This is a genomic window from Rhodococcus sp. O3 (genome assembly GCF_048897285.1).
GTDB lineage: Bacteria > Actinomycetota > Actinomycetes > Mycobacteriales > Mycobacteriaceae > Rhodococcus.
This window is the reverse complement of record NZ_JBMBTE010000004.1, coordinates 51,371-74,831: the sequence shown is the minus strand read 5'-3', so window position 1 is coordinate 74,831 and position 23,461 is coordinate 51,371. Positions and strand designations below refer to the sequence as shown.

Here is a 23,461-nt window from a genome sequence, read left to right as displayed (position 1 = left end):
ACGAGGAAACCTGTGATCCACTACACCGATACCGAATTCCATCCCCGCGACCTCACCGACCGGACCTGGACCGAAACCACCGTCCTGATCATCTCCGTCCCCGAGGCAGGAATCCTGGGCAACGCCTACGTGCTGGCCCGCCCCAACCTCGGCGTCACCCTCTCCTCGGTCATCCTGGGACAGGGCTTCTGCCGCCAACCCTACGAGGTCGACTTCACCGATCCTCAGATGCACCTACCCTGCCCAGAATCGTTCAGCAATTACTCCCTGGAGAACGGCCTGACCGTCTCCTCGGACGGTCCACGCAACTACCGGATGCAATACAAGAATGCCCTCGGCGCAGCGAGTTTCGACCTCACCTTCGAGGGACTCCACGACCCGTTCGACCCACACGACCCGAACCAGAACCCACTGCTCGACATCGATCGAGCCACATCGAACGATCCACGCAAAGGCAACGAATGGGAGAACGGCCACTTCGAAGTCAAAGGCCGCATCCGCGGCGAGCTGGAACTGCGAGGCAAGACCTACCAGGTCGAATCCTACGAGGGAATGGACCACAGCTGGGGACCCCGCCCCGAAATCGGCACCCGCTCGGTTTCGTGGGTCTCGATCAACTTCGGTGAAGAATTCGCCATGCACATGGCCGTCCCGATGCGGATCGAACGCGGACAGGTATTCTACGACAAGATCCGCTTCGGCTACGTCGTCGACCACGGCGAAGTCCACGGCCTGATCGACGGGACAATTCGAGCCGAGCGCGTCGACATGCTCGCGTTCAGCAACCACGTCACCGCCACCGACGTCCGCGGCAAGAAGCACGAGTTCTTCGGCAGCGCGATCGCGGGCCACCCGTGGTACACGTTCAACCCGTCCCACGTCTGCTACCAGTCACTGTTCCGATACGAGCGTGGCACCGCCGTCGGCTACGGCGAGATGGGGGACATCTTCGGCTTGGACTACCTGGCCGAGCGGATGTCCCGCCACGGCCGCGAGAAGTAGGAGCAATCTCGAATGACCAGCGCAACCCTGCCCCTGCCCGACCGAGACTGGGCCGACGACCCGACCGACGCCCAAATCGAACATCTCCGCGCGCTGTATCCGACCGAGCCCGAAGTGGATCGGACACTGACCCGCAAGATGAAGCGCCGCGCGCTCGGCCCGTACCGACGGATGGACCTCGACGAGTTCGTCCGGTGCGTCGAGTCCTTCCTCTCCGCCCACATCGACGACCCCTTCCGGGTGTCGGACGCACGATGGTTCACCGGCGGTGTGTCCAAGATTCAGATGGGATTCACCCTGCACCGCAAGGACTCCGAGTCCTGGGTGAGCGAACGGATGGTGGTCCGGATGGACCCCGCCGAAGGGTCGAATGCCACCAGCCGGCTCCGTGAGTTCGAGCTCGTCGGCGCCGTGCAAGGCACGGTCCCCGTCCCCCGTCCTCATTTCATCGACGTCGAGGGGGAATTCTTTCCCGAACCCGCCTTGATCTACTCCTACGTCTCCGGAGTCACCAAACCGTCGACGACCACCACCGGGAAGATCAGCGGTCTGGGCACCAACTTCGGCCCGGGTGCCCGCGAGCCACTCGCCGACCAGTTCATGTCCTCTCTGGCGACCCTCCACACCTTCGATCTGTCCGCAACGACGTTCACTAGCCTCAGCCGACCCCGGATCGGAACCGACGACGCGGCGTGGTGGCTCCTCAACCAAGCTCGGCGCACGTGGGAAGAGGACCGAGCGGAGGACCTGCCGCTCATGGACGTGGCCGAGCAGTGGATGCGTCACCACCTGCCCGTGCTCGACCACGTCGGCATCGTCCACGGTGACTACCGCAGCGGCAACTTCCTCTACGACGAATCCACCCTCGAAATCACGGCCTGGCTCGACTGGGAACGCGGCCATCTCGGTGACCGGCACCGCGACCTCGCGTGGACCACGCAGTCCACCTTCGGCCACTACGACGAGGACGGCCGCTACCTGGTGTGTGGACTGGTCCCCGAAGATGACTTCTACCGACGCTACGAGGACGCCACCGGTCTGGCCGTGGATCCGAAGAAGATCACCTTCTACAAGATCCTCAACGCGTATCAGATCGTGGTCTCCACCCTGGCCTCGGCGCACCGGGTCGCCAAGCTGGGCAAGTCACATCAGGACGTCGTCCTGTGCCGGGTCAAGGGCATGGCTGCGGTCGCAGCCGACGAGCTGAACACTCTCCTGAACGAGGTGCTGTAATGGATCACTCGCGCAACACTCTCGGCGCTCTGCGCAAATCCCTGCTCGACGGCGTCGCGCCGGCGGTGGACCGGTCCGATCCCCTTGCCTCCGAGCAACTCCCCCTCGTCGTCGACTACCTGGAATTCCTGGGTACGCGGATCTACCGGATCCACGAACGGTCCCGGTTCGAACTCGGCGAGTATCTCCGAATGGCCGAGGGTCTGCTGGCGCGGCTGCCCCAGTCGGCGACCGCGGCGACCGCCACCCTCGCCGAGCACATCGATGCCGGCAGGACCGCACGCGAGTGCGCGTCCACAGGCACCACCGAGCTCATCGAGTTGGCCAGCGCTCTCGCCACCACGGTGAGCACGGTCGTGCAGGACGAGTCGCTTTCGGACGACGTCCGCCGAGCACTGGGCCGGTGGGTCGTCGAATCCTCCCGTCTGCTTCTGGCCTTCCAGCGATCCTGGTATGCGCCGTTCGGGTTCGAGGCCGACCACGGTCGGCTCCGGAGCATCGACGAGTTGCTCTAGGAAGGATGCTGCACATCATGTGTGCGATGACCTGGGCCCTCATCCGTCGAGATGTGGGCCCAGGTCCGACGCAAGTGCGCGATGGCGGACAGCCGCAAAGGTTCCGGCCAGGCGCATGCGGCGCGCCGACCGGCTGGAAGCCAGCACGCTACCAGCGCCTTCGTGATCTCGTCGGTACCGCCGTAGAGCGGCGACAACGGCAACCTCGGACATGGCGATGCCGCTGATATCGATGAGCTCGACCTGCTTCCGTCCGAAAGAGGCACTTGCCACGAGCACCTTTTGGCCTTACGGTCAGTCCATAGCTACTGAAAGGGTCGAAATGGTGCTCCGCGTCGGTCTGTCGGTCACAGACTCCCTGCTGGTCCCGGACCCGCTCGCGCGGCGGCGACTGCTCACTTCCGCCGCCGATGCCGGGCTGGACCACATCACGGTGGGTGACCACATCAGTTTCCACGGCGGTACCGGCTTCGACGGGATGGTCTCCGCCACGTCGGTGCTCGCGGCCCACGACACGCTCTCCGTCGTCATCGGTGTCTATCTGCTGGGGCTGCGGCATCCGATGCTCGCCGCACGCCAGATCTCGACCATCTCGCAACTCGCCCCGGGCCGGTTGGTCCTCGGCGCGGGAGTCGGCGGTGAGGACCGCTCCGAGATCTCCAACGCCGGGGTGGATCCCCGCACCCGGGGGCGCCGCTTGGACGAAACACTGGAGGTTCTCCGAGCGTTGCTGTCCGGCGAAGAGGTCACCCACACCGGAGAGTTCTTCACCCTCGAACGTGCCCGGATCCTGCCCGCGCCCCAGCCGGCCGTGCCGATCGTCATCGGCGGCCGAGGCGACGCCGCGATCCGTCGAACCGCGAAGTACGGCGACGGATGGCTCGCCATCTTCTCCACGCCCCGCCGATTCGCCGAAACCCGCACCGCGATCCTCGAGGCCGCCGCCCGAGAGAACCGCACTCCGAGCACTTTCGGTGTCAACGTCTGGTGCGGTCTCGACGACGATGCCGCCACAGCCGACCGCCTGGTGGGCGAGCAGATGCACGCGCTCTACCGCCTGCCCCGGGACAAGTTCCGGCACCTGGCACCGGCCGGCACACCCGAACAGGTTGCCGAGTGGCTGCGCGCGTTCGTCGACGCAGGAGCGGACAACATCACGCTCGTCCCGGCCGCCACCTCGATGGAGGCTTCCATCGAGCATGCCGCCGCCGTGCGGAAGCTGCTCGTCGAAAGCTGATCTCGCCGCGGCGACGGATCCCGCACACCGGGCTCACAGCGCAGGTCGTCGGCACGGCCGACCAGGACGACAAGGAGGCGAGCACCATGACACCGCCTGCGCCGGCCTCGGCGGCACTTCCCCGGTTGCTCGGCGGGTTGCTTTCCCGGGCAGCCACGCTCGCCGGTTTCGCGTCCGCAGGCATGCTCGTCTCGGACGACTCCCGCGGCGTGCTCCTCCCCCTTCCCGGCATCGGATCCGCGTCGACACCGCGCCGCGTTCGGTCGGACTGCCCTCTCGTGCGTCGTGCCCTGAACTCCCCCGATACCGTGCACGCATCGGGCCGATCGCTGTCCGGAACCGACCTCGACGGACCCGGTGTCGCCCGGGTATGCCTGCTGCGACTGTCGAACGACGGTGCAGAACCCACTCGCCTCCTCGTCCTCACCGATGCCGATCCCACAGCCGAGTTCACCGACCAGCACAGAACCGCCCTCACCGCGCTCCGCACACTGCTCGACGACGCCGCCACCACCGCCCTCGACACGGAGGAACACAAGCGGCGATGGCGGGACCTCGAGCAGAGCCGGCAGCTGGCCGCCGAGCGGACCTTGGTCGACGAACGTCTCGACGACGCCGTCACCGCGGTCGACTGCATGTCGGCGATCGTGCGCACCTGTTCCGCGCTCGCCGGCAAGTCCGTGCTGCTGTTCGACCGACGCGGCCGCACCATCGCCGCCGCGACCCCCGACACGGCCGGCCACGCCACCGCACCGGCGTTGACGGACATCCTCCGCGCGCACAACCCCGGAACAGTCACCGCCCCCGACCCGGTCGTACTCGCGGCCGGTCCCACCACCGGATTGACCCGCCGCAAGATCGTCACCCCGGTCGTCGAACGCGGCGAACACTTCGGATGGCTCGTCATCGACGAACATCCGTCACCGCTGAGCCCGACGGACGAGTACGCCGCCGCGCGCAGCGCGCGCCGAATCGGCGCCCAGTTCCTCGTCCAACGCCGCATCGCGCGGGTTGCATGGAACGCGAAGTCTTCCCTCGCCCGCCAACTTGTAAGAGGCACCGGGGCTTTGGATGATCTGGCGGCCGGCGGTGAGTATCTCGGAGTGAACATCCACGCTCGGCGTGTGCTGGTGTACGTTCTGGCTTCCCATCACGACCTCGCCGATTCCGAGCGCGTGCTCGCCGAGTGGATGGAACGAGATCTCGGCGTCGAAGTCCTGTCCACCCGTGGATCCGAAGGCATCCTGCTCCTGGTCGAAGCTCGCGAGAATGTCGGCGCCCTCGCGACCGTCGCGAACGTCAAGGATGCCCTGGCGCGCGCCGCGAATGCACTGTTCCGGTCGCAGGAGTTCATCGCGGGCGTGTCCTCCGTCTGCGAACCCACCGCGCTGGCCCGCGCATACCGTGAATCGCGTGAGGCCGTGCTCTGCATCGACCGTTTCACCGACCGTACGTTCCACCGCATCTTCGCCGTCGACGACCTGGGACCGGCACGCCTGTTCCTCGCCCACGGTGAAGTCTCGGCGGTGCGGCACTTCGTCGACGACGTGCTGGGGCCACTGCTGCGCGGCGCCCCCGGAACGGCCGACCTGCTCCACACACTGCAGTGCTGGTTCGACACCGCACGCAACGTGCGCGGTTCGGCACAGCGACTCGGCGTTCACGAGAACACGGTGCGCCTGCGGCTGGCACGCGTGCACGCCCTGACCGGACTCGACGTCGCCGGCAACGCATCCGACCAATTGAGCGCCCAGACTGCGCTGCTCGTACTCCGCCTGCAGGGCCACCCCGCGCTCGAAACCCATGATGGCAACCGGGTCGCCCCCGAAGCGGACACCGAACCCGCAGAAGCACTCCGGCACGACCGGCCTGCTCCCTCTGGTAGCCCGGCAAAGGACCGAAGATCGGCATGACCGACCCGCACCGGCTCGAAGCGCTTCGTCACCGGCGCCGGGGTCAGCCGCGGAAGGCGTCGAGTCCCTCGTTTGTGAGACGGACGATCAGATCGGCCAGTCCTGGGGTGCGGCTGACCTTGGTCGGCCAATAGGCGATCGAGAAGATCGTGCCGAGGCAGGACTGGGTTGCCACGGCAACCTCCGCCGACGTCGCTGTGGGGAGGCACCGGGCCACCGCGCTCTCCCAACAGTCGACGTAGAGCTTGCGCCGGCGATTGACCTTGCGACGCCAAGGATCCACCAATGAGCGGTCCTCCCGCTGGGTCACATTCACCAGGTGCCGGTGCCGGATCGCGAACTCGACATGATGGCGAACCAGACGCTCGAAGTCGATGTCGGCATCGTCGTCCACAGGCTCGACGGCACGGATCAGCTCGTCCATTGCCTCGTCGAACAAGGTGGCCAGGATCTCGTCCTTGCCGGAGAAGTGCCGGTAGATCGCCGGACCCGTGAGACCCGCGCGAGCACCCAGCTCGTCGACACTCGTACCGTGGAATCCCTTTTCGTAGAACAGTTCTGCGGCTGTATCGAGAATCTTCCGGCTCCTGTCCACTCGACGAGTCTAGCACGACGTGTGAACGATCGTTATTGTGAAGGAACCGCTGCCGGCGATGCGGCGCGACCCGAGAAACCAACTCAGATCAAAGCACCTCCACGCGTCGGCAACTGACCGCGTCATGATGCACCCCCGACAGGAGACCGATGACTGCCACCGTGCCCACCTACGACCAAATCGTGCGGCTTCCTCGCGAACTCGGACCACTGGTCGTCCCACCGCAGTTCGAGGACGCGAACGGTCACATGAACATCCGGCACTACCTGGACCTGGGGGCCCAAGCCATCGACACCGCCTTCCGCCGGATCGGCCTGACCGATGACTATCGTGCGACCCGCAGGCAGGGCTTCTTCACCGCCGAACATCACCTGAAGTACTACGCGGAAGTACACGTCGGACACCGGGTTTCGGCATACTTCCGGGTCGTCGAACGCTCCGACAAGGTCATCCACGGCATGGCCCTGCTCGTCGACGACACGACCGAGTCGCTGGCGAACACGCTCGAGGTCGTCGCACCCCATGTCGACCTCACCACCCGACGCGTCGTTCCGTTCGCCTCGGACATCGCGGGCGCAGTCGACCGAGAGCTCGCGGTCACCGAGCAGGCCGATTGGTCGGCGCCGGTGTGCGGAGCGATGGGGATCAGGTCGCGGCGCAACAGCTCCGCTCGATGACCAGCGCGTATTTGTCCACGATCACGCTCCGGCGCACCTTCATCGTTGCCGTGACCACATCACCGCCGGGACGCCACTGACCGCTCGACCGGATCGGTGATCTGCAGCCGGAACACCTTCGAACATCTCAGCATTCCCTCGTGAAGAGCTCGCGCAATTTGTATTTCATGATCTTGCCGCCGACGGTTTCGGGCATGCGATCGATCACGACGATATCCTTCGGGGCCTCGTATCCCGCCAGCCGCTCCCGCGCAAACGCGAGGATGCCCTCCACGTCGGCTTCTCGACCGGGCGCGACGGTGACGACGGCGGTGACCTTCTCACCCCAGACCGGGTCGGGCACGCCGATCACCGCGGCCCGCAACACGTCGGGATGGGTCACGAGGACACCCTCCACGCGCAGACTCGAGACGTTCTCACCGCCGGACTTCACGATGTCCTTGAACCGGTCCACCATGATCTGCAGGCCGTCCTCGTCGTACATGCAGCTGTCCCCGGAGTGGAACCAACCGTCGCGGAACGCCTCTCGTGTGGCTGCGACGTCCCCGTAGTAGCCGGCGGTGACCACCGGGCTGCGGTAGACGGCCTCACCGGCGATGCCCGGCCTACCGCGGAGACTGTTGCCGTCGGCATCGACGATGTCGGCAGCCAACAGCGGATTCGGCACACCGACGTAATTGGTTCCGCGGAGCGACTTTTCGAATTTGCCCGGATGCCGGTCGGGCCAGAAGCGATAGCACGACATCGCCTCGGTCTGCCCGAAGACTTCGAGCATCTTCACCTGCGGGCCGCACGCCTTCGCCAGGTCTTGCGCCATGCCCGGATTCATCGATCCCCAGGCGAACATCACCACGGTGAGGGAAGACAGATCGACGTCGTCGCAATCGAGGCCACGCGTGGCGAGCTGCTGGACCCAGGCCGGAGACCCGGCCCATACAGCCGTGACCTTCTCCGTCGTCACGGCGGCGGCCAGCGCCGCCGGATCGGGACGACGGCCGAGCACCATCGTGCCACCCGCCAGGATCGTCGGCAGGATCGTCGAATTGTGGCCGCAGTGATAGAGAATCGGCAAGAAGGTGCACGTCGTCAGGTCCTGCTCGTAGTCCAGGCCGCGGGTGAGCGACATCGCGTACGAGAAGCCGGCCATGTAGGAGTACGTGTGCGTTGCCATCGATGCCTTGGGCATCGAGGTGGTACCGGAGGTGAACAGGATGCTCCACACGTCGTCGGCGTGCCGGTTGCCGGACGGCTCGTCGGCCGGCTGCTCGGCGATCCACTCGGCGAAGTCGCGGCTGCCCGCGACGATCGGACCGCCGATCGGGATGGTGACATTCACACACAAATCGGCCCGTGCGAACACCTTTCGGGCCTGTTCACCGAACTCGCCGTCGACGACGGTGAACCGGACACCGACGTGCTCGACGACCCACTCGAGAACGTCGGGGGCGAGGTGGGGATTGACCGGCACCGCCACGAGACCGGCCTTGGCGATACCGAACATCGTCACCACCGCCTCGACGGAGTTCTCGCAGTAGAGCAGAACCCGTTCACCGTCGGTCAGACCCGCCGCGCGCAACGCCTGTGCGGTGCGATTTGCCGCGTCGTCCGCCTGTCGATAGGTCAGGCGCCGGAAGCCGTCGGTGGCGTACGCCCCGGCCCAGCCGACCAGTGCGTCCTTGTCCGGGCTGCTCCAGACGAGCCGCTCGAACAGGTCGCCCACGACCATCCGATTCCAGCGCTGATCCGCGCGGCGGCCGTGCAGTGTGGTGACGTCGAATTCCATGAGGTTCACTCTCCGTGGATGAGGGTATGGCGGAAGGCGCCGGTCAGGGGGCGGAGCGACGAGCGAACCCTACGGTCGGTCCGGCCGCCGCAGCCACACCTCACGCTGGTCGCGGATGTCGATTTCTCCAGAGGTTCCCGGCGAGGGTTCGGCCGGAATCGTCCCCTGCCGGGCTCCGCTGCGGGCATACTGTGCGGTTCCCGCCACCACGGTCAGGACACGGCAACCCACCCGCCCCTTGAAAACGATCGTTAACGCGGATACATTTGTCATACGGTCGGACCAAACCCGACGACTCCGTCCCGCGACCCCGTTCTCGCGGCGACGGCGAGCAACCAGTGCAGGAAGGGACCACCAGGTCGATGACTGATTTCACAGCATTCACGGACGTGACGTACGAGGTCGACAACGGACTCGCCTGGATCACGATCAACCGGCCGGACCGATACAACGCCTTCCGCGCCCGCACGGTCGACGAGCTCGTCAAGGCCTTCAAGGCAGCGTGGGGCAGCCCGGAGGTCGGCGCCGTCGCCCTCACCGGTGCCGGCGAGAAGGCCTTCTGCTCGGGCGGCGACCAGAAGCAGCGCATGGAGACCGGTGACTACGGACCCTCCGACAGCGGCCTGTTCGAGGTCGAGGCCCTCCACCGTGTCATCCGGGACACCCCCAAGCCCGTCATCGCCGCCGTCAACGGTGTCGCCGTGGGTGGCGGACACGTGCTGCACCTGCTGTGCGACATGTCCATTGCCGCCGAGCACGCCATCTTCGGACAGAACGGCCCCCGCGTCGGATCCTTCGACGCCGGCCTGGGAACCGGCTACCTCGCCCGCGCCATCGGTGAGAAGCGGGCACGGGAAATCTGGTTCATGTGCCGCCGCTACAGCGCCCAGCAGGCCCTGGAGTGGGGTCTCGTGAACAAGGTCGTACCCGCCGACCAGCTCCGCGCCGAGGTCCGGGCATGGGCCGACGAGATCCTGCAGCTCTCCCCCACCTCGCTCAAGGTGCTCAAGCAGTCGCTCAACGCCGACACCGAGCACTTCATCGCCCAGGGCAACATGGCCTACTCCACGCTCAAGCTGTTCGGTGAGTCCGCCGAGGCACTCGAGGGCATCAGCGCGTTCAACGAGAAGCGCCAGCCCGACTTCTCCAAGTTCCGCGGCGCCTGACCGCCCCAGCTCCCCGGGCGGCGGGACCCCACCGTCCCGCCGCCCGGTGACCTGCCCACCAGTTCACGCCGCCCTCCCCGTCGTCCACAGAGAGCAGTTGTCGACATGCGCTTCAGCCGAGAACAACACGAGTTCGCACTCGCGGTCCGCGAGTTCTGCGACGCCGAGTGCAAGACCCTGCAACAACGCGACGTGCTCACCGCTGGCGGCACCGTAGCCAACAGCCAGGTCATCCTCGACAAGTTCGCAGCACTCGGCTGGCTCGCGGTCTCGTTGCCCGAGCAATACGGCGGTGGCGGCGCCGGGATGGTCGAGGAGTGCATCTTCCTCGAGGAGACCTCGCGCGGCCTCGCCCCCATCACCGGCTACTCGACCGGCCTGACCGCCGCCCAGACGTATCTGCGCTACGGCACCGACGAACAGAAGCGCACGATCGTGTCGAACATGGCCGCAGGCAAGCTCGAGGCGATCGCCCTGAGCGAGCCCGGAGCAGGATCCGACCTCGGCAGCGTCCGCATCAAGGCCGAGCTCGTCGACGACCACTACGTGATCAACGGCCAGAAGACATGGATCTCCGCGGCCCACGTCGCCGAGCACGTCCTGTTGCTCGCCCGCACCGATTCCTCCGGTTCCAAGCACGAGGGTCTGACCCTGTTCATGGTGCCCACCGACACCCCCGGCCTCGAGATCCACGGCATCGCCACCATGGAGGCCCGAACCTGCAACGACCTCTACTTCACCGACGTGGCCGTCCCGGTCACGGCCGTGGTCGGCACTCCGAACCAGGCGTGGCGCCACCTCATGCGCGGCCTGAGCGTCGAGCGTCTCATCATCGCCACCATGTCGCTCGGTGCGGCCGAACGCGCACTCGACGACGTCATCGCGTTCGTCACCGAACGCGAGCAGTTCGGACGCAAGATCGGCAGCTTCCAAGCGATCCGCCACCGCATCGCCGACCTCGCCACCGAGATCGCCTTCGCGAAGTCCTTCGTCTACGAGGTCGCCGAACGCATCGACGCCGGCGAGGAGGACAATCTCAACCGCGAGGGCTCGATGGCCAAGCTCAAGTGCACCGAGATCGCAAAGAAGACAACCCTCGAGGCCATGCAGATGATGGGCGGCTACGGATACACCCGCGAATACGGCATGGAAGAACAGGTCCGCCGCGCCCTGGCCCCGACCATCTACGGCGGCACCAACGAGATCCAACGCGAAATCATCAGCAAGAGCCTGGGACTGTGATCCCCATTCTCCGACCGATAGGACCCCCGACATGACCACCTCCCCGTTCACGTCCGAGGCCCTCGCCGGCAAGCGAATCCTCATCACCGGCGGCGGAACCGGCCTCGGTCGCGGCGTCGCCCGCCACCTGGTCGACCACGGCGCCGACGTCCACCTCTGGGGCCGCCGACCCGCTGTCCTCGAAGAAGCCGCCACAGAGGCATCCGTCTCACGCCCCGGCTCGGTCCACTGGCAGACCGTCGACGTCCGCAACGCCGAGATGGTGTCCGCCGCGATGGACGAGATCTGGACCCTGCACGGACCTCTCACGGGCGTGATCAACAACGCCGCCGCCAACTTCATCGCCCCCACCGAATCGCTCAGCCCCCGGGCCTTCGAGGCCGTCACCTCCACCGTGATGAACGGGTCGTTCAACACCACCCATGCCGCCGGCCGCCGCTGGATCGAAGGCGGCACCAAGGGCGTGGTGCTGTCCACGCTGACCACGTGGGTGTGGAGCGGTTCGGCGTTCGTCGTCCCCTCCGCGATGGCCAAGGCCGCCGTGCACTCGATGACCATGTCCCTCGCCGTCGAATGGGCCCGCTACGGAATCCGCCTCAACGCCCTGGCCCCGGGACCGATCCCCACCGACTATGCCTGGGAGATGCTCAATCCCACCGACAAGAGCGCGGTCGGCGCCACCCAGGCCGACCAGGTCCCGATGGGGCGGATGGGCACCATCGAGGAGCTCGCCAACCTGACGATCTTCCTGCTGTCGGACGCATGCGACTACCTCACCGGGCAGACCATCGCCATGGATGGCGGCCAGATGCTCGCCGGGCCCGGCACTTTCGCCGGCCTGACCTCCATGACCGACGCGGACTGGGCCGCCGCCCGGGAGAAGAGCAAGGCCGCCAGCGAAGCCGCGAAGGCCCAGCGCGGCGTCTGAGCCCCATCCCGACAGCCCTGGCGCGCGTTCGCGCACCGGGCTTCACCGCACGTCCGTCAGGAGAGCCATGACCAGCGACACCCCGACCGCGCTTCGATTCTTCTCCACCGGCGCCGAAAAGCTGTTCCGAGTCTCCGATGTGACCGGCAACGACTCTCACGGGTTTTCCGAAATGGTCACGGGGCCATGGCTTGCCGACGATCACGGACGACCGTGCCGAGGAACTCTCGGTGTCGTGATGGACGACGTGATGGGACATCTCGTCAGTGGGATGACGCCCGAGGGATTCTGGGCGGTGAGCACGGAAATCCACCTCGACTTCGTAGCGGATCCACCGGTCGACGGATCGGTTCTGCGCGCCGAGAGTTGGATGTTGGGTCGAGGCGCGCGGACCGGGCTGGCTGGTGGTCGGATCGTCGATGCGCAGGGCCGTCTCATCGCCTGCGGGTCCACCCGCCTCCAGACCGTGCCACTCACCGACCCGCCGGGCGCACCCGCGGTTTCCTCCGAGGATCTGAACTCACGACTCCGAGCAGACTCGATCATCGAACTGCTGGGAGCCGAGCACACGCGCGGGGCCGGTGGCCTCGAATTCGGTCCGTCCCCGGTGCTGGCCAATCCGATGGGTAACATTCACGGTGGTGTGCTTCTGTGCGCCTCGGAGATCACCGGTTCTGCGGCGCTCTCCGCCGATGCGGGCTTCCGCGCCACCTCGATCCACATCTCGTATCTGCGACCGTGCCCGTCGGACCAACCCGTCACGTTCGCGCCGAAGATCGTGCACCGGGGTCGCAGCCTCGGAATCGTCGAGGTCACCTGTCGCAACACCGCAGGAAAGACATGCACCACCGCCACCGTCACCTGCAGCGCCGTCCACTGACCCTGGGTTCCGACACAAGATCGTGGTCGATCGCTTTCTTCGGCCGTTCGCACATACCCCACATCCAGGCGAAGATCATGACGCTTCCTGCAACAAGACAACACACCATCGCGTTGTCGGCCGCCGACACCGACTGGCAGAGACACAGCCGCTGCCGCGATGCGGACCCCTCGCTGTTCTTCGGACCCGAGAACGAAGCCGGTCACGAACGCGCGCTGCGTGAAACCGAGGCGAAGCGCGTCTGTGAGGAATGCCCCGTGCTTCTCCGATGCCGCAAGCATGCACTGGCGCACTTCGAGCAGCACGGCATCTGGGGCGGCCTGACCGAGAACGAGCGCACACGACACCGGCGACCGCTGTGGAGAGTCCTATAGCCCTCGGACAGGGCCGGCCGGATCGAGCCGATCCCGGTGGAATCCACCGGTTCGCCCTCGAATCGGCACCGGTGACGGTAGCGGACCCGATCGTCACCGCACCGCGGGATGTGCAGTATCGTGCGAATGGTACGACCGAAAGGATCATTGTGGATGCCGTCGTGATGCAGGAGTTCGGAGGACCCGATGTCTTGAGGTGGCAATCGGTCCCCGATCCGAAAGCCGACCCCGGTTGGGTCACCGTCGAATTGAGGGCAGCGGCACTCAATTGGCACGACGTCCTGGTACGACAGGGCAAGTATTCGTCACCACTGCCCCACATTCTCGGAGCGGACGGCGCAGGAATCCGCACCGACACCGGCGAGGAGGTTCTCGTGCTCCCGTCGCTGTGGTGGGGTGATCGCGAAGCCGCCCCGGGCGCGCGGTGGGAGATCCTCGGCGATCACCAGCGTGGTACCTACGCCGAACTGGTCCGAGTCCCGAAGGACTGCGTCGCACCCAAGCCCCGCGGCCTCACCTGGGAGCAGGCCGCGGCACTTCCCCTCGTCGGACTCACCACCTACCGCGCCCTGTTCACGCGCGGCCGCCTCCGCGCCGGCGAAAACCTCCTGGTCCTCGGCGCAGGCGGCGGCGTCGCGACCATGGCCGTGATGCTTGCGGCCGCCGTCGGCGCCCGGGTCACGGTAACCTCGTCGTCGACGTCCAAGATCGAGCAGGCTCGAGAGCTCGGCGCGGCGAACGGCGTGTTGTACACCGATCCTCATTGGCCGGACGCCGCTCGCCGACTCTCACCCCACGGCCAGGGCTTCGATCTCGTCCTGGATTCCGTCGGGACATGGGAACAGTCCGTCACGGCATTGCGGCCGGGCGGTCGACTGGTCGTGCTGGGAGCGTCACGCAGCGAACGCACCACCCTCGATGTCCGCCCGTTCTACTTCGGACAGTACGAACTGATCGGGACCACGATGGGCAGCCCCCACGACTTCGCGGGTCTTCTACGGCTGTTGGACGCCGAAACCGTTCCCCCCCTGCCGATCAGTGCTGTGTTTCCTCTCGCCGAAGCGGCCGCCGCACACAAGTACCTCGAACAGGGAAGCGGGTTCGGGAAGATCGTGCTCTCACACAGCTGAGAGCCGTTCGTCCGCCGGCCGTCGACACGCGTCCGGCTATCATCGATCCGGCAGGTCGGCTATCGATGCGAGAGACGCGGTTCGGCGGCGACGAGAGGATGCACAGTGGCGAGTGAGCACTCGACGCCCGCCGACGACAGTCGCGACGTGATCGACTGGATGCGCGCCGAGTGGACGGAACGACGGGATTCGGCCGATCTGGAATTCGCCACCACCATGGCCCTGTTTCGCACGCATCAGTGGATCGTCCGCGCCATGGACGGGGAGCTACGCTCACTTCGATTGTCGCGCAATGCCTATCTCATCCTGACGTCGCTGCAGCTGTCCGAGGAGCGAACCCGCACACTGGGAAAGCTGAGCAAGTACCTGATGGTCCATCCGACCACGGTGTCGATGGCGGTCGACCAGCTCGTGAAGGCCGGTTTCGTCGAACGCCATGCCCATCCGACGGATCGCCGGACCGTCCTCGCCACTCTCACCCCGGCGGGCCTGGACGTGGTCGAGGAAGCGAACGATCGTCTCGCCGGAGCCCGGTTCGGTCTCGCGTCGGTCGACACACAGACTCTCGAAACCTTGATCGCACATCTGCAACTCGTCCGCCGCGCCGTCGGCGACATCGAGACCGGCCACTGACCGGCTGAGCTTTTCGCGGTCGCAGCAGTCGAATACCGCACTCCCGCGCATCCCACACCTCTTGCCAGAAATGCTTTGTCGACCTACTATTCAAATCTAGAATTCTTTCCGGCGGGGCACGGGTCGACCCCGGGTTCCATTGCGCGTCAGCGCTTCCCTCGCCGCGATCACCCCAGTCGAGTCCCCGCACAGGAGCACACTCCCATGGTTTCCTTCGCATTCACCGACGAGCACGAAGAGTTCCGAAAAACGTTGACAGCGTTCAGCGACCGCGTTCTCCTGCCCGGCTACCGCGACCGCGCAGCGTCGACGGAGTTCCCCTTCGACATCCTGCAGAAACTCGGCGACATCGGCCTGCTGGGCATCGGACTACCCGAGCAATACGGCGGAACCGGCACCGAAGATCCCATTCTGCTCGGAATCGCCACCGAGACTCTCGCGTACGGCGACGTGAACATGGCGTCGGCTCCCGTACAGATCGGTCTGGTCGCCTCCCAACTGGCGCTGTGCCGGGACGAGGTCCAGGACCACTACCTTCCGCCGCTGATTCGCGGTGAACAAACCATCGCCATCGCCTTGACCGAGCCGGGCTCGGGATCCGACGCGAGCGCCCTTCGCACCACCGCCACCGCCGTGGAGGGTGGATGGCGCCTGAACGGGGAGAAGACCGCGATCTCATGGGCGATGAACGCCACCGCCGCACTCGTCTACGCCCGCGAACCCGGATCGGAGCGGGCACGAGGCGTCAGCTGCTTCGTCGTCCCGCTCGACGCGGACGGAGTCACCGTCAGCCACATGCCCGGCATGGGTTGCCTCCCGCTGGGCTGGGGAAGCATCCACCTCTCCGATGTCTTCGTTCCCGAATCACATCTCGTCGGGGAACTCGGCAAAGGCTTCCACTCGGTGATGGAACACTTCGACTTCAGCCGTGCCGCCCTGGGGCTGATGTGCCTCGGAGCCGCGAAGCAGAGCCTCGAGGAGGCCGCCGAATACGCCCAGCAGCGGGAAACCTTCGGACAACCACTGTCCGAGCACCAAGGCCTCGCATTCCAATTCGCCGAGCACGCCACTTATCTCGAGGGTGCCCGCTGGATCTGCTATCGGGCGCTGTGGCTCAGGGAAACCGCTCAACCACACACCGCCCTCGCGTCGATGAGCAAGTGGTGGCCACCTGTCGTGGCCAAGAACGCGATCGAGTTCGCGATGCGGGTACACGGAAATCTCGGCTACTCGACCGAATCACCTCTGCAGCAGAGATACCGCGACGTCACCGCCTATCTCGTCGCCGATGGCACCGCCGAGATCCAGAAGCGCATCATCGCCAAGGACATCTTCGCCCGCGGCACGGTATCCCTCTGACCCGACCCTCGAACGGAATACACGAATGAACACACATGGCACTGCAGCACCGAAGGAACTGAAGGACAGCAGCGCACTGGTGGTGGGAGGAACGGCCGGAATCGGCCTGGCGACCGCGGTAGGCCTCGCTCAGGCCGGCGTACCGCGCATCATGATCGTCGGCCGCGGATCGGAACGCGGATCTGCTGCCCGAGAGCGCATTTCGTCTGCCAACTCGTCGTGCGAGGTCACATTCCTGTCCGCCGACGCGACCACCGTCGAGGGCGCCACACACATCGCGGCCGAAGCCGAACGGATCCTCGACGGTGTCGACATCCTGGTCTCGACGACGGCCGCAGACACCCGGCCGGAACTCTTCGCGAACATCCCCACCGACGACATCGCACGCATCTTCAACCAACTCGCACTGCCGTGCATGTACCTCGCGAGCGAGATCGTCCCGCACATGACAGCACGGAAGACCGGGGTGATCATCAACGTCGCCTCGGATGCCGCGAAGACCGCCACCCCCGGCGAAGCGGTCATCGGAGCGGCCAAGGCGGCGATCGTCATGTTCAGCCGGACCCTGGCCATCGAAGCCAAGCGCAACGGGATCCGAGTCAATGTTCTGACCCCGTCGCTCGTCGCCGGCACCGGTTCGACCGAGCGAATCACATCCGACGGATTCAGCGCCAAACTGTTTGCCAAGGCCGCCCAGCAAGCCCACCTCGGCGTCCCCGAATCCGAAGACCTGGCCGCACTCGCAGTCTTCCTCGCCTCCCCCGCCGCACGACGGCTCACCGGACAGGCGATCAGCGTCAACGGAGGAATTTCCGCAGCCTGAGAACTACCCCCGGGGGACACACCCATCCAGACGCCTCATCCCATCGAGGCAATTCCTTCACCCTCGAGGCTGAGATCGCTTCCGAACAGTTCATTTCCCCCATTCCGCTCGAGAACATGGTTCGACCAACAACTTCCGTCCACTTCCGCCCACGAACAGGGCACCCTAAAGCAAGGATCCGCACATGGACGTCGTGGAGCACACACGGGCAATCCTTCCCGAGGACCGCTACAGCGCGAACACGCTGCACGCGTTCCGATCGAACGGTTACTGGCGTGACGAGAGCCTGACCGAACACGTCGACCGATGGACGGAGACAGACCCGGATTTCGTCGCCGTCACCGACGGCTACAGCACGCTCACCCGCGGCGAACTTCGCGCACAGGCATATCGGCTGGCGGCGTCACTGAGGAAACTCGGCGTCGCCCCCGGCGACCGGGTTCAGGTGCAGCTGCCGAACTGGAACGAATTCGTCGTCATCTATGTGGCCGCAGCCCGGATCGGCGCTGTTGTGGTGCCCACGATGCCGGTCTACCGGCACGACGAGGTGCGCTACGTCCTCCAGCACTCCGGAGCCAAGGTCTCCTTCGTCACGGAAGAGTTTCGCAAGTTCCGCTATGCCGACATGCTGGCGGAGATCCGTGGCGAGCTGCCCGGGCTCGAGCACGTCGTCGTCGTACGTGGATCTGCACGTGCCGATGAGCTCGCATTCGAATCACTGATCGCCGGAAACCATGTGCCTGGCCCCGACGAACTCGGATCGCCGCCGCCGGCGGATGCCGCTCACGCGATCATCTACACCTCGGGCACGGAATCACGCCCGAAGGGCTGCCAGCACACGTTCAACACCCTGTCCTTCACCGTCTACGGTCTCGGTCGCGAGGTGATGGGCCTGGGCCCCGACGATATCGTCTTCATGCCCTCCCCGGTCACGCATGCAACCGGACTCGCCGTGGGCGTGGCGACACCGTTGATCCTCGGGAGCGGAATTCACCTACTCGACGTGTGGGAACCCCACGAGGGACTTCGACGCATCGCCGAGTACAGGACAACGGTCAGCATGGCCGCGACACCGTTCCTCCAGATGGCACTCGGGGCGATCGAAGCAGGCGCGGCTCACGACCTGAGCTCGATGCGACTCTGGGTGAGCGCAGGCGCCCCGATCCCGGAAACCCTACTGCGGGATTGGAAGACAGCGCTCCCTGACTGCACCCTCCTTCCGGTATACGGCAGTAGCGAGGGACTGTTGGTGACCGCCGTGCGTGTCGACGACCCCGTCGAGAAAGTGCTCTCCTCCGACGGGCGGGCCTTCGAGGGTGTCGATCTCGAAATCCGCGACGACGCGGGTACCGTGCTGCCGGCCGGCGAGGAAGGCCAGATCTTCTACGGTGGACCGGGTATCTTCCTCGGATACTGGCGCGATCCCGAGCGCACCGCCGCGTCGATCGACCACCGAGGGTTCCTCGCGTCCGGTGATCTCGGCCGCGTCGACGCGGAGGGCTTTCTGCGGGTCACGGGGCGCATCAAGGACCTCATCATCCGGGGAGGCATGAACATTTCCGCGCGGGAGGTGGAGGAGCACCTCTTGGCACATCCGCGGATCGTCGCAGCAGCGGCGGTGGCGATGCCGGACGCCCGACTCGGCGAGAAGGTGTGCGCCTTCGTTGTCGTCGACGGCGATGCACCGACCCTGGAGGAGGTGGCCGACTTCCTCCGAAACGAACGTAAGGCCATGATGCAGAAGATCCCGGAGAAGCTGGTGGTCGTGGATCAACTCCCCACCACCGCGACCGGAAAGATCCAGAAATTCCTCCTCCGCAAGCAGGCAGCCGAATTGGCTGCCGACGCCTGATCGGCTGCCGCCGCCCGCGGAGGCACATGCCGACAGAGACCGGTCGGCTGCCTACCGCGGGTACCGGTAGATGGCTTCGGACCGATTCGCCGCGCCCAGTTTTCGAAGAATCTTCTTGACGTGTGTCTTCACCGTGAAGATGCTGATCACCAGTTCCTCGGCGATTTCGGCGTTGGACGCACCCCGAACAACCAATGCGAAGACCTCGCGTTCACGAGCAGTCAGGCAGTCGATCGCCGGCGCATCCGGGACCTCGTGGGTGTTTCCGGTCGGCAGGGCGGCCCACCGGGTGGAGTTCTCGTCGACGAAATGCACATCGGCATACCCGAGACGCTCGACTTCCCTCGCCTCCTGCTGCAATCGTTGGATTATCAGAGCCTTCTGTTCGCTGAGACGATCAGCGAGCATCACCCGTTCGAACAGCGTTCCGGAAGTCCGCGCGAATGCGTCGATCACCTCTCTGTCCACTGCGTCCAATGGCTCACCGGCGACACGACTTCCGTGCACGAGCCCGATCACCCCGGCCGACACGGTGATCGGAGCCACCACATACGCGCTCGATGCGAGCATCTGCACAGCCTCGTCGGTCGGCCCGATGTCGGTGTCCGATCCGACGAGCACCGCTGCCCCTGTCTCGCATGCCCGGTCCTCGGCGGAGCCGGAAGTGAGGGGCAGGGCGTGCGGCGAGAAAACTGTCTGCTCTGCCCTTTCCTCGCTGTACAGGTCCAGCACCGTCCACGTTCCGTTGTGCACTTCGGACAACAGTATTCGGTCGAGGTGGGCAATGTGTGCCAGCTCCCGGCAGATGAGCTTGCGGAGACCGGCGACCGACTCGGCTCCGCGAAGACGACGCATCGCTCCGGCAAACTCGTCGGGCGAGAATTCATGCGCCGGTTCGGAATACTGCGTGCGGATTCGCCGCCGCAATTCCTGGAGATCAGCAATGAGACGACCGAGTGACCGCCGCCGCTCGGGGCCGAGTGCTGTGAGCGCAGCGAACGCAGATTCGGTGGCTGCATCGAGCAACGCTACGCAGGTGCCGGGAAAATCCGGCCGAGCCTTGTAGGGCCGCAGATCGATACCGTAGTCGTTCCCCAGCCGGTCGAGGAGGTCGATCACAGCCTGTGGCAATCCGCGTTCGGCCACCGCCCGGGAGGTTCTCTGCCCCTGCGATTTCTGTCTCATCGCTGTCGTCGAGCCTGGCTCGAGTAGAGGGCAGCCGCGGCAGCGCGCGTCGGTACGTGCAATTTCTTGAGTACTGCCTTCACGTGCGACTTCACGGTTCCCTCGGAAATGACCAGCGCTTGGGCGATCTGGCTGTTCGTAGCTCCCGTCGCGAGATACGAGAGGATCTCGCGTTCCCGAAAGGTCAGCACCGAGTTCGGTTCGACCATCTGGCGGTCGTCGGGCTTGCCAACGGCGCCGTCCGCCGTTACCTCGGCACGACGGGAGAGAATCGCGTCGGCCTTCGAGATCCGATCGAGCATGTCCTGAGTTTCGTCGAACGACTTCTCGATCCGTGCACGTTGCAGTTGGAGCCGTTGCTTCAGAACGGCCTGCTCGTAGATGATCGCCAGAACGGTTGCGAAGGTGTCCAATCGATCTCGATCACTCGGGTCGAGCGCATCGCTCGACCCGGGACGATCGGCATGGAGCAGCCCGATGACTTTTCCCCCGGACATCACCGGTGCAGCGACGTATGCCGACGTCCGGGATGCACTGACCAACTCCCTGTGGGTGCGCCGATCGTCGGCTGGGGCGGCAACCAGCGCCGGAACCCGGCGGCGTACCAGCTCGGTTTCCAGGGGCGCCTCCGCCAGCGACAGTTCGGTGGAGGCGATGTAATCGGAGAAGTCGAGTGGGGAGCCGTCGAGTTCAGGCCGTAGATAGAGGCGACGCGGCTGCCAGCGGGAGCCCGACACGGCGGAGATCAACGAGCGCGTGAACGCCAACTTGGTGCAGACGATGCTCGGTGCCGACTCGATGATCTCGCGCGGCGGAAGCTCCCGGAGTTGGACGGCGACGTCGTGGACCGCGCCCAGCTCGGCAACCCGACGGACGGCCTCTTCCTTGGCGAACTGCTCTTCCAGGTGTTCGATGTCGACGAGGATTCGACATGCGTCCTCGATGTCCGCTCCGGCTATCCGTCCCTCGGTCAGCGCATCGGCGAGCCTGCGCCGCGCCGTGGCCAACGACACCGCCAGGGCAGAAGGGCGCGGGTCGCAGGGTTGGTCGCCCAGCAGTTTGCCTGCCGTGCCGAGGCATTCGGTGGCTCGCTGGAGGAGATGCGTCGAAGTCGTCCGGCTCACCGTCACCCTGCACCCTCGACCTTTCTCGTCCATGCCGCCCACTCCTTGTGACTGAAGTCACTCGGAAGTATAGCCAGCTCGGAGCGCACCGTCCAATGGTATGACCGATACAAGGGTGGGCGCCGCGGCAGTGTCCCACGAGTGGAGGAATCGACAGCCCGGAGACCGGATGCTCTGGCCGTGCCCGCACGGTGTTCTCTACCGTCCGGGCAGCAAGCAGATATGCCTCACAGAGATGATGTGAACCGTCGCCGGAGTCCGATGCCGCGCCGGTCGGCGACCCCGGGCCGGAGGTCCTTTCCGCGCCGACAGCCGGACCTCGCCACCTCGCTCACGCCACACGAAGCCCTATCCCAATCGGACAGAGCATTTTGGACTGTCCTTTACATTGGCCAGTCCATATGGTGGCATGTGTGACGGGGACCACTTCCCGCGGGGCCCGCTGGTGGCATCGCCGCCAACCATCGAAAGCAATCGACAGGAGCTTCCATGAGCACAGTCGGCACGACTGGGTTGCAGGCGCCCACACGGCACCTGAACCGCTGGTGGTATGTCGCCACCGGCTTTCTCACACTGCTGTTCGGCACCAGCACGGTCAACGTCCTGTTCAACATCCTCGGCAAGCCCATGACCGAGGAGTTCGGCTGGGACCGCAGCATCATCGCCAACGGTCTCTCCATCGAGACGATGATGGTCGGTGTCAGCATCGTCATCCTGGGCTTCCTCATCGACCGCTACGGCCCCAAAGTGCCTTCGGTGCCGATGGCCCTGACTTTCGGAATCGGCCTCATGTTGATGGCCGCGCTGCCGAACAACGAAATGTTCTTCTTCGCGCTCTGCATCGTGATCGGCGCCGGCGCCGGCGCGGTAAACCCGGTAGCGCACTCCACCGTGGTGAGCGCTTGGTTCCAGGACCGTCGCGGCATGGCGCTGGGCATCCTCATGGCCGGTCTCGGTGCCTGCGGGGTATTGATGCCGTACCTCGCCAACTGGGTACTGAGCATGGGCAGCTGGCGCGTGGCCTTCCTCGTCATCGGCGCGGTGTGCACGATCATTCCGACTTCGGTCTATGCATTCGTCACCCGGATGCCGGCCGAACACGACGCCGAACGCGAGGCTGCACGTCTGCAAGGCCGGGTTGCCGGAGAATCTCTCCTCACCGTGGCCCGGAAATACCGACAGTTCTGGTTGCTCTCCGTCGCCATCTTCCTGGTGTCCTCGGCCACCTTCGGCCTGATGTCGCAGGTGGTACCGATGACCACCGACAAGGGCATCAGCCAGACCACCGCCGTGTCCGTCCTGTCCGTTCTCAGCCTGTCCTCGATGTTCGCTCGCCTGCTCGTCGGCTACCTGCTCGACCGCTTCTACGCGCCCCTGCTCGGCTCGATCATCTTCGCACTGTGCGCGATCGGCGTCTTCCTCATGATCACCTCGTCGGAGGTAGGACTGCTTGTCATGGGCTCTGCACTGATCGGCCTGGGGCTGGGATCCGAGGGCGACCTCGCCGCCTACATGGTGAGCCGGTACTTCCCCAAGCATTCGTACGGTCGGGTGCTGGGATTCATCTACTTCCTCTACGCCCAAGGCGCAGCCTTCGGAATCTTCCTGCTCGGACAGATATACAGCGCCACGGGGTCCTACCGCGCCGGGGCACTCCCGATCATCGTGCTGGTCGGCATCGGCATCGCCTGCCTGCTGATGATGGGCTCCTACCGCTTTACCCTGAACCACAAAGAGGTCGATGCTGCCGAAGCGGCCCGGGAGACCACAACGTCGCCAGTTTCGCACTGATACCCCATCGACCAAAAAG

At 65.6% G+C, this 23,461-nt stretch carries 21 protein-coding genes; 17 read left to right on the top strand and 4 right to left on the bottom strand.

Annotated features, from left to right (window positions below):
- The first annotated feature begins 12 nt into the window (after positions 1–12).
- The 5 genes from ACN675_RS02825 (at position 13) to ACN675_RS02805 (ending at position 5,900) form a co-directional block, all read left to right on the top strand.
- The gene (locus ACN675_RS02825; RefSeq protein ID WP_420749423.1) at positions 13–1,002 is read left to right on the top strand and encodes a DUF7064 domain-containing protein; all 990 of its coding nucleotides are present in this window, start codon (positions 13–15) and stop codon (positions 1,000–1,002) included.
- Positions 1,003–1,014: 12 nt separating this feature from the next.
- On the top strand, positions 1,015–2,235 hold the full coding sequence (locus ACN675_RS02820) for a phosphotransferase family protein (protein ID WP_420749422.1): 1,221 nt from the start codon (positions 1,015–1,017) through the stop codon (positions 2,233–2,235).
- On the top strand, positions 2,235–2,750 hold the full coding sequence (locus ACN675_RS02815; protein ID WP_420749421.1) for a hypothetical protein: 516 nt from the start codon (positions 2,235–2,237) through the stop codon (positions 2,748–2,750). Before ACN675_RS02820 ends, ACN675_RS02815 begins: the two co-directional genes overlap by 1 nt.
- Before the next feature lie 322 nt (positions 2,751–3,072).
- Positions 3,073–3,987: an LLM class flavin-dependent oxidoreductase gene (locus ACN675_RS02810; RefSeq protein WP_420749420.1), complete on the top strand. Its 915-nt coding sequence runs from the start codon at positions 3,073–3,075 to the stop codon at positions 3,985–3,987.
- Between the two features lie 86 nt (positions 3,988–4,073).
- Positions 4,074–5,900 carry a PucR family transcriptional regulator gene (locus ACN675_RS02805; protein WP_420749419.1) on the top strand — a complete coding sequence of 609 codons (1,827 nt, stop codon included), beginning with the start codon at positions 4,074–4,076 and terminating at the stop codon, positions 5,898–5,900.
- Positions 5,901–5,943: 43 nt separating this feature from the next.
- Here ACN675_RS02805 and ACN675_RS02800 read toward each other — a convergent pair whose 3' ends face one another.
- Complete coding sequence (locus ACN675_RS02800; RefSeq protein ID WP_197250738.1) at positions 5,944–6,495, bottom strand: TetR/AcrR family transcriptional regulator; 552 nt, start codon at positions 6,493–6,495, stop codon at positions 5,944–5,946.
- Positions 6,496–6,644: 149 nt separating this feature from the next.
- Here ACN675_RS02800 and ACN675_RS02795 point away from each other — a divergent pair, with 149 nt between their 5' ends.
- On the top strand, positions 6,645–7,172 hold the full coding sequence (locus ACN675_RS02795; RefSeq protein ID WP_420749418.1) for a thioesterase family protein: 528 nt from the start codon (positions 6,645–6,647) through the stop codon (positions 7,170–7,172).
- A gap of 127 nt (positions 7,173–7,299) precedes the next feature.
- Here the strand turns inward: ACN675_RS02795 and ACN675_RS02790 are convergent, their stop codons facing one another.
- On the bottom strand, positions 7,300–8,955 hold the full coding sequence (locus ACN675_RS02790; protein ID WP_248674073.1) for a class I adenylate-forming enzyme family protein: 1,656 nt from the start codon (positions 8,953–8,955) through the stop codon (positions 7,300–7,302).
- 362 nt (positions 8,956–9,317) lie between these two features.
- On the opposite strand from ACN675_RS02790, the gene ACN675_RS02785 reads away from it, so the two are divergent.
- From ACN675_RS02785 to ACN675_RS02740, 10 genes are all read left to right on the top strand, one after another.
- Complete coding sequence (locus tag ACN675_RS02785) at positions 9,318–10,121, top strand: enoyl-CoA hydratase-related protein (protein WP_248674072.1); 804 nt, start codon at positions 9,318–9,320, stop codon at positions 10,119–10,121.
- A gap of 105 nt (positions 10,122–10,226) precedes the next feature.
- A complete protein-coding gene (locus ACN675_RS02780) occupies positions 10,227–11,363 on the top strand; it encodes an acyl-CoA dehydrogenase family protein (protein ID WP_248674071.1) in 1,137 nt (378 codons plus the stop codon).
- A gap of 31 nt (positions 11,364–11,394) precedes the next feature.
- Positions 11,395–12,291, top strand: coding sequence for an SDR family oxidoreductase (locus ACN675_RS02775; RefSeq protein WP_085470535.1), 897 nt, complete (start codon positions 11,395–11,397; stop codon positions 12,289–12,291).
- 67 nt (positions 12,292–12,358) lie between these two features.
- Complete coding sequence (locus ACN675_RS02770) at positions 12,359–13,171, top strand: PaaI family thioesterase (protein ID WP_248674070.1); 813 nt, start codon at positions 12,359–12,361, stop codon at positions 13,169–13,171.
- Between the two features lie 77 nt (positions 13,172–13,248).
- Positions 13,249–13,545, top strand: coding sequence for a WhiB family transcriptional regulator (locus ACN675_RS02765; protein WP_197250732.1), 297 nt, complete (start codon positions 13,249–13,251; stop codon positions 13,543–13,545).
- Between the two features lie 149 nt (positions 13,546–13,694).
- Entirely contained in the window at positions 13,695–14,675 is a 981-nt protein-coding gene (locus tag ACN675_RS02760) for a quinone oxidoreductase family protein (RefSeq protein WP_420749417.1), read from the top strand.
- Positions 14,676–14,780: 105 nt separating this feature from the next.
- Positions 14,781–15,308: a MarR family winged helix-turn-helix transcriptional regulator gene (locus ACN675_RS02755; protein WP_420749416.1), complete on the top strand. Its 528-nt coding sequence runs from the start codon at positions 14,781–14,783 to the stop codon at positions 15,306–15,308.
- Between the two features lie 204 nt (positions 15,309–15,512).
- Positions 15,513–16,667 (top strand): acyl-CoA dehydrogenase family protein, encoded by a 1,155-nt coding sequence (locus ACN675_RS02750; RefSeq protein WP_248674067.1) that lies wholly within the window; start codon positions 15,513–15,515, stop codon positions 16,665–16,667.
- A 25-nt stretch (positions 16,668–16,692) separates the two neighbouring features.
- A complete protein-coding gene (locus ACN675_RS02745; RefSeq protein ID WP_197250729.1) occupies positions 16,693–17,490 on the top strand; it encodes an SDR family NAD(P)-dependent oxidoreductase in 798 nt (265 codons plus the stop codon).
- Positions 17,491–17,674: 184 nt separating this feature from the next.
- Positions 17,675–19,342 carry an AMP-binding protein gene (locus ACN675_RS02740; RefSeq protein WP_197250728.1) on the top strand — a complete coding sequence of 556 codons (1,668 nt, stop codon included), beginning with the start codon at positions 17,675–17,677 and terminating at the stop codon, positions 19,340–19,342.
- Positions 19,343–19,393: 51 nt separating this feature from the next.
- Here the strand turns inward: ACN675_RS02740 and ACN675_RS02735 are convergent, their stop codons facing one another.
- Together ACN675_RS02735 and ACN675_RS02730 are read right to left on the bottom strand one after the other, a co-directional pair.
- Positions 19,394–20,197, bottom strand: coding sequence for a LuxR C-terminal-related transcriptional regulator (locus ACN675_RS02735; protein WP_420749415.1), 804 nt, complete (start codon positions 20,195–20,197; stop codon positions 19,394–19,396).
- A 326-nt stretch (positions 20,198–20,523) separates the two neighbouring features.
- On the bottom strand, positions 20,524–21,684 hold the full coding sequence (locus tag ACN675_RS02730; RefSeq protein WP_248674085.1) for a LuxR C-terminal-related transcriptional regulator: 1,161 nt from the start codon (positions 21,682–21,684) through the stop codon (positions 20,524–20,526).
- Between the two features lie 456 nt (positions 21,685–22,140).
- On the opposite strand from ACN675_RS02730, the gene ACN675_RS02725 reads away from it, so the two are divergent.
- Positions 22,141–23,442 (top strand): MFS transporter, encoded by a 1,302-nt coding sequence (locus ACN675_RS02725; protein ID WP_248674066.1) that lies wholly within the window; start codon positions 22,141–22,143, stop codon positions 23,440–23,442.
- Positions 23,443–23,461 lie beyond the last annotated feature (19 nt).

Excerpts from the sequence above, each read along its gene's own strand:
- ACN675_RS02795 (WP_420749418.1), top strand. The coding sequence starts at position 6,645 with ATGACTGCCACCGTGCCCACCTACGACCAAATCGTGCGGCTTCCTCGC.
- ACN675_RS02785 (WP_248674072.1), top strand. The coding sequence starts at position 9,318 with ATGACTGATTTCACAGCATTCACGGACGTGACGTACGAGGTCGACAAC.
- ACN675_RS02770 (WP_248674070.1), top strand. The coding sequence starts at position 12,359 with ATGACCAGCGACACCCCGACCGCGCTTCGATTCTTCTCCACCGGCGCC.
- ACN675_RS02805 (WP_420749419.1), top strand. The coding sequence starts at position 4,074 with ATGACACCGCCTGCGCCGGCCTCGGCGGCACTTCCCCGGTTGCTCGGC.
- ACN675_RS02780 (WP_248674071.1), top strand. The coding sequence starts at position 10,227 with ATGCGCTTCAGCCGAGAACAACACGAGTTCGCACTCGCGGTCCGCGAG.
- ACN675_RS02765 (WP_197250732.1), top strand. The coding sequence starts at position 13,249 with ATGACGCTTCCTGCAACAAGACAACACACCATCGCGTTGTCGGCCGCC.
- ACN675_RS02735 (WP_420749415.1), bottom strand. The coding sequence starts at position 20,197 with ATGCGTCGTCTTCGCGGAGCCGAGTCGGTCGCCGGTCTCCGCAAGCTC.
- ACN675_RS02745 (WP_197250729.1), top strand. The coding sequence starts at position 16,693 with ATGAACACACATGGCACTGCAGCACCGAAGGAACTGAAGGACAGCAGC.
- ACN675_RS02810 (WP_420749420.1), top strand. The coding sequence starts at position 3,073 with ATGGTGCTCCGCGTCGGTCTGTCGGTCACAGACTCCCTGCTGGTCCCG.
- ACN675_RS02815 (WP_420749421.1), top strand. The coding sequence starts at position 2,235 with ATGGATCACTCGCGCAACACTCTCGGCGCTCTGCGCAAATCCCTGCTC.
- ACN675_RS02730 (WP_248674085.1), bottom strand. The coding sequence starts at position 21,684 with ATGGACGAGAAAGGTCGAGGGTGCAGGGTGACGGTGAGCCGGACGACT.
- ACN675_RS02750 (WP_248674067.1), top strand. The coding sequence starts at position 15,513 with ATGGTTTCCTTCGCATTCACCGACGAGCACGAAGAGTTCCGAAAAACG.
- ACN675_RS02790 (WP_248674073.1), bottom strand. The coding sequence starts at position 8,955 with ATGGAATTCGACGTCACCACACTGCACGGCCGCCGCGCGGATCAGCGC.
- ACN675_RS02725 (WP_248674066.1), top strand. The coding sequence starts at position 22,141 with ATGAGCACAGTCGGCACGACTGGGTTGCAGGCGCCCACACGGCACCTG.
- ACN675_RS02820 (WP_420749422.1), top strand. The coding sequence starts at position 1,015 with ATGACCAGCGCAACCCTGCCCCTGCCCGACCGAGACTGGGCCGACGAC.
- ACN675_RS02740 (WP_197250728.1), top strand. The coding sequence starts at position 17,675 with ATGGACGTCGTGGAGCACACACGGGCAATCCTTCCCGAGGACCGCTAC.
- ACN675_RS02775 (WP_085470535.1), top strand. The coding sequence starts at position 11,395 with ATGACCACCTCCCCGTTCACGTCCGAGGCCCTCGCCGGCAAGCGAATC.